5 protein-coding genes and 1 pseudogene are annotated in these 4,411 nt (G+C 72.0%); 4 read left to right on the top strand and 2 right to left on the bottom strand.

The window, feature by feature from the left end; translation table 11 throughout:
- The 3 genes and pseudogenes from ABT085_RS44305 to ABT085_RS44295 all read left to right on the top strand — a co-directional run.
- Positions 1-661, top strand: a pseudogene (locus tag ABT085_RS44305) (pyridine nucleotide-disulfide oxidoreductase); the annotation flags it as partial.
- An 84-nt stretch (positions 662-745) separates the two neighbouring features.
- Entirely contained in the window at positions 746-1,408 is a 663-nt protein-coding gene (locus ABT085_RS44300; RefSeq protein WP_351622300.1) for a class I SAM-dependent methyltransferase, read from the top strand.
- Complete coding sequence (locus ABT085_RS44295) at positions 1,405-1,701, top strand: sulfurtransferase TusA family protein (protein WP_351622298.1); 297 nt, start codon at positions 1,405-1,407, stop codon at positions 1,699-1,701. Before ABT085_RS44300 ends, ABT085_RS44295 begins: the two co-directional genes overlap by 4 nt.
- 51 nt (positions 1,702-1,752) lie before the next feature.
- On the opposite strand, the gene ABT085_RS44290 is transcribed toward ABT085_RS44295, so the two are convergent.
- Both ABT085_RS44290 and ABT085_RS44285 read right to left on the bottom strand, forming a co-directional pair.
- The gene (locus ABT085_RS44290) at positions 1,753-2,238 is read right to left on the bottom strand and encodes a GNAT family N-acetyltransferase (RefSeq protein WP_351622290.1); all 486 of its coding nucleotides are present in this window, start codon (positions 2,236-2,238) and stop codon (positions 1,753-1,755) included.
- Positions 2,239-2,285: 47 nt separating this feature from the next.
- Positions 2,286-2,663 (bottom strand): ArsR/SmtB family transcription factor, encoded by a 378-nt coding sequence (locus ABT085_RS44285; protein ID WP_351622287.1) that lies wholly within the window; start codon positions 2,661-2,663, stop codon positions 2,286-2,288.
- 224 nt (positions 2,664-2,887) lie between these two features.
- Here ABT085_RS44285 and ABT085_RS44280 point away from each other — a divergent pair, with 224 nt between their 5' ends.
- Positions 2,888-4,291, top strand: coding sequence for an NAD(P)-binding domain-containing protein (locus ABT085_RS44280; protein WP_351622284.1), 1,404 nt, complete (start codon positions 2,888-2,890; stop codon positions 4,289-4,291).
- Positions 4,292-4,411 lie beyond the last annotated feature (120 nt).

Here is a 4,411-nt window from a genome sequence, read left to right as displayed (position 1 = left end):
GCAGCGTCCCTTCCTCCCGGCTGTCCCCGGCCGCGCAGACTTCCGCGGTCGCCAGCTCCACACAGCCCAGTACCGCAGCCCCAAGGACTTCGCAGGCCAGAAGGTGATCGTCGTCGGTGGCGGGAACTCCGGGGCACAGATCGCCGCCGACCTCGCCCATGTCACCGAGCTGACCTGGGCCACCCTGCGCGAACCCCGCTACCTGGCCGACGACATCGACGGCCGCGCCCTCTTCGACCACGCCACCGCCCGCCGCCGTGCTTTGGACGAGGGCCGCGCCGACACCGGCGGCGTGGCCTCACTGGGCGACATCGTCGCCGTCGAGTCTGTCCGCGAAGCCCGCGACTGCGGCCTGCTGAAGGCGAGCCCGATGTTCACCCGCCTCACCGCGGGCGGTATCGGGTGGGCGGACGGCACCCGCGCCGAGGCGGACGTCATCATCTGGTGCACCGGCTTCCGCCCCGCCCTCGCCCACCTCGCCCCGCTCCGACTCCGCAGTCGGCGCGGCCACATCGCAACCGACGGCACGCGCGCGGTGGACGAGCCACGCCTGCACCTGCTGGGCTACGGCGACTGGACCGGCCCCGCCTCCGCCACCCTCATCGGCGTCGGCCGCCCCGCCCGCGAAGTCGCCCGCGCGATCGCCGCACTGCTGCACTGACTCGCAGGAGACGGACGGCCTGTGGCCGGCTGGGACGACGGCGCATCTAGGCTGCCTTCGGACAGGGAAAGAAGGTCGAAGACGGTGGCGGACGAGCAGGAGCTGGCCGAGATCCAGCAGAGGCACTGGCAGGACACCTATACCGCTCACCCCGGCATGTACGGCGAGCAGCCCTCTGCCCCCGCCGTCCACGCGGCCTCCATGTTCCGTGCGGCCGGGGCCTTGGACGTGCTGGAGCTCGGTGCCGGGCACGGCCGTGACGTCCTGTACTTCGCCCGCGAGAGCTTCATGGTCCGGGCCGCCGACTTCTCCGCCACCGCTCTGGAGCAGCTCCAGCAGGCCGCCCGCGTGCAGGGCGTCGACGGCCGGGTGGCCACCGTGGTGCACGACGTGCGTGATCCGCTGCCGCTGCCGGACGCCTCGGTGGACGCGGTCTTCGCGCACATGCTGCTGTGCATGGCCCTGTCCACGAAGGAGATCCATGCCCTGGTCGGCGAGGTCCGCCGCGTCCTGCGGCCCGGCGGCACCTTCGTCTACACCGTGAGGCACACCGGCGACGCCCACTACGGTACCGGCACCGCCCACGGCGACGACATCTTCGAGCACGGCGGCTTCGCGGTCCACTTCTTCGACCGCGGTCTTGTCCGTGCCCTCGCCGACGGCTGGAGCCTGAACGAGGTCCACCCCTTCGAGGAGGGCGACCTGCCCCGCCGCCTGTGGCGCGTCACCCAGACCCTGCCCCGATGACCATTACGCCGGTACCCGGGTCGGGCATCACCGTCGACGGCACCGGCCTGCTCTGCGTCGCCCTCCTGCTGCGGCTGCGCAAGCAGATCGACGGCGCAGTCCCGGGAACCGTCGTCCACGTTGCCGCCACCGACCCGGCCGCCCGGCTCGACCTACCCGCCTGGTGTCACATGACCGGCCACACCTACCTCGGCCCTCTCCCCGGTGCCGAACGACCGGTGTACGTGATCCAGTTGGCTGCCGACGCGCTGACCACCCGCGCCGACGCGCCGTGGCATCCAGCCGCTTCGTAGCGTCCAGCAGCACCTGCCGCCCCCGCCGGCGTGGGCCCGCTGCATGTGGAGTCAGCCGACGCGAGTGCTGCGGCGTTCGACGAGGACCGTGTCGCGCCAGCGGCCGTGGTGGCGGCCGATGCGTTCGCGGGTGCCGATCACGCGGAAGCCAGCCCGCTCGTGTACGGCGAGGCTGGCGGTGTTCTCGGGGAAGATGCCGGACTGGATGGTCCAGATCCCGGCTGCCTCGGTGGAGTCGATGAGTGCCTTCAGCAGCGCGGCGGCGACTCCGCGTCCGCGGGCGTCGGGGTGGACGTAGACGGAGTGCTCGACTACACCCGCGTACGCGCAGCGGTCGGAGACGCTGCTTGCGGCGACCCAGCCGAGGACCCTGCTGTCGGAGTCGAGAGCGGCGAAGCGGTGTCCGGGCAGCTTCGCCGCGTCGAACGCCTCCCAGGTGGGGGCGAGTGTCTCGAAGGTGGCGTTTCCCTCGTCGATCCCGGCCTGGTAGATGGCCAGGACCTGCTCGGCATGCTCCGGCGCCAGTGCTACGACCACTGCGCTCGAGGACCTGTTCCCCACGGCTGCCCTTTCTGGTGGTGCGGTCAGTCCGCGGCCGGCGTCATGGTGAGCAGCTTGCCCATGGCCGCCAGGACGGTCGGCTCGACGCGGTAGTAGACCCAGGTGCCGCGCCGCTCGGAGGTGAGCAGTCCGGCGTCCTTGAGCTTCTTCAGGTGGTGGGAGACGGTCGGCTGGGAGACGCCGACGTCGGAGATGTCGCACACGCAGGCTTCGCCGCCCTCGTGGGAGGCCACGGCGGAGAACAGGCGCAGCCGTACCGGGTCGCCCAGTGCCTTGAACATCCGCGCGGCCGTTTCGGCCTCGTCCGCGTTGAACGGGCGCTCCGTGAGCGGCGGGCAGCACGGCGCCACCGCGGCGGCAGGCTCCGGCTCGATCAGCGGCAGCACCTTCGTGTTCGACATGCATCTATGTTGACACATGTCGAACCAAGAGCCCGAGGGGCGAGCAGGCCCCCGTCCGGTGAGAGCGGGCCTCTGCCGGAACCGCCTGTCGGCGATCTCCTTTATGTCCGCTGCTGCCACTCATCTGGCTGATTCGATACATGTCTATGTTGACGTTCATCGAAGTGGCTGTCATGCTTGCCGTGCAAGACATCGACAAACGTCGAAACAAGCAAGGAGTTGCCGTGAACGCGCCCGCCACCGCCGACCTGCCCGTCGTCGTGATCGGAGCCGGCCCCGCCGGACTGGCCGCAGCCGCCCACCTTCTCGACCGCGGTATCGACCCGCTGGTCCTGGAAGCCGGCCCCACCGCCGGCGCAGCGGTACGGCAGTGGTCGCACGTGCGCCTGTTCTCCACCTGGGGCGAGGTCGTCGACCCTGCCGCCGAAAAGCTCCTGGCCCCCACCGGCTGGATGCGCCCCGACCCGGCGACCTACCCCTCCGGCGGCGACTGGGCCGACCTCTACCTGCAGCCGCTCGCCGACGTCCTTGGCGAGCGCGTCCGCACCGGCGTCACCGTCACCGGTGTCTCCCGGACCGGCCGGGACCGGATCGTGGACGCCGACCGCGAGAGCCAGCCCTTCGTCGTCCACGCTGTCCGCGCCGACGGCCGCGAGGAGCGCCTCTTCGCCCGCAGCGTCATCGACGCCTCCGGTACCTGGACCACGCCCAGCCCAGCCGGCGGCAGCGGCCTGCCCGCGCTCGGTGAGAAGGCCGCCGCGGACCGGATCATCTACCGCGTCCCGGATCTGAAGAGCCCCGCTGTCCGCGCCCGGTACGCGGGCAAGCGCACCGCCGTGATCGGCTCCGGCGCTTCCGCCTTCACCGCTCTCGCCTACCTCGCCGACCTCGCGAAGTCCGGCGACGGCGCGGGAACGAAGGGCGTGTGGATCCTGCGCCGCGCAATCTCCGGCTCCACCTTCGGCGGCGGCACCGCCGACCAGCTTCCCGCCCGCGGCGCCCTGGGCCTGGCGGCCAAGGCCGCCGTCGACGAGGGTCACGCGGACGCGGTCACCGGCTTCCGTACCGAGACGATCGAGCGCGACAGCGACGGCCGCCTGGTCCTCGTCGGCGAGGACGGGCGCCGCCTGGACCCGGTCGACGAAGTGATCGTGCTGACCGGCTTCCGCCCCGACCTGACCTTCCTCGACGAGTTGCGCCTGGGTCTCGACGAGCGCCTCCAGGCGCCCCTCGCCCTGGCTCCGCTGATCGACCCCAACCAGCACTCCTGCGGCACCGTCTACCCGCACGGCCACCGCGAACTTTCCCACCCCGAGCAGGGCGTGTACCTGGTCGGAATGAAGTCCTACGGCCGCGCCCCCACCTTCCTCGCCATGACCGGCTACGAACAGGTCCGCTCCGTCGCCGCCGCGATCGCCGGTGACCTCGACGCAGCCGACCGCGTCGAACTCACCCTGCCCGAGACCGGAGTCTGCGGCGGCGCCGGCCTGTTCGACACCCCCGACTCCGCCCAGGCCGACGGCGGCAGCTGCTGCGCGCCCGCGCCGCAGCTCATCCAACTCGGTGCCCCCGCCCCGGTCGGGGCGGCCACCGAGCAGGCCCCGGCGGGCGGCTGCTGCAGCTCGTGACCGATCTGGATACCCCCGCTCGCGGGTCCGCGTCCGGCACGGCCAGCCGCAGCAGCATGACGACGTGGGAGTGCTGGACCTGGCGGGCCGGCACGGAGTACCAGCGCTCGGCGCTCGGCT

The sequence above is a fragment of the Streptomyces sp. NPDC002265 genome (assembly GCF_040296125.1).
GTDB lineage: Bacteria > Actinomycetota > Actinomycetes > Streptomycetales > Streptomycetaceae > Streptomyces.
Note: the sequence above shows the minus strand (reverse complement) of the source record. Positions and strands in the feature narration are given on the sequence as shown.

Bases quoted from the DNA above. Each gene is read 5' to 3' on its own strand.
- ABT085_RS44285 (WP_351622287.1), bottom strand. From the start codon at position 2,663: ATGTCGAACACGAAGGTGCTGCCGCTGATCGAGCCGGAGCCTGCCGCC.
- ABT085_RS44295 (WP_351622298.1), top strand. From the start codon at position 1,405: ATGACCATTACGCCGGTACCCGGGTCGGGCATCACCGTCGACGGCACC.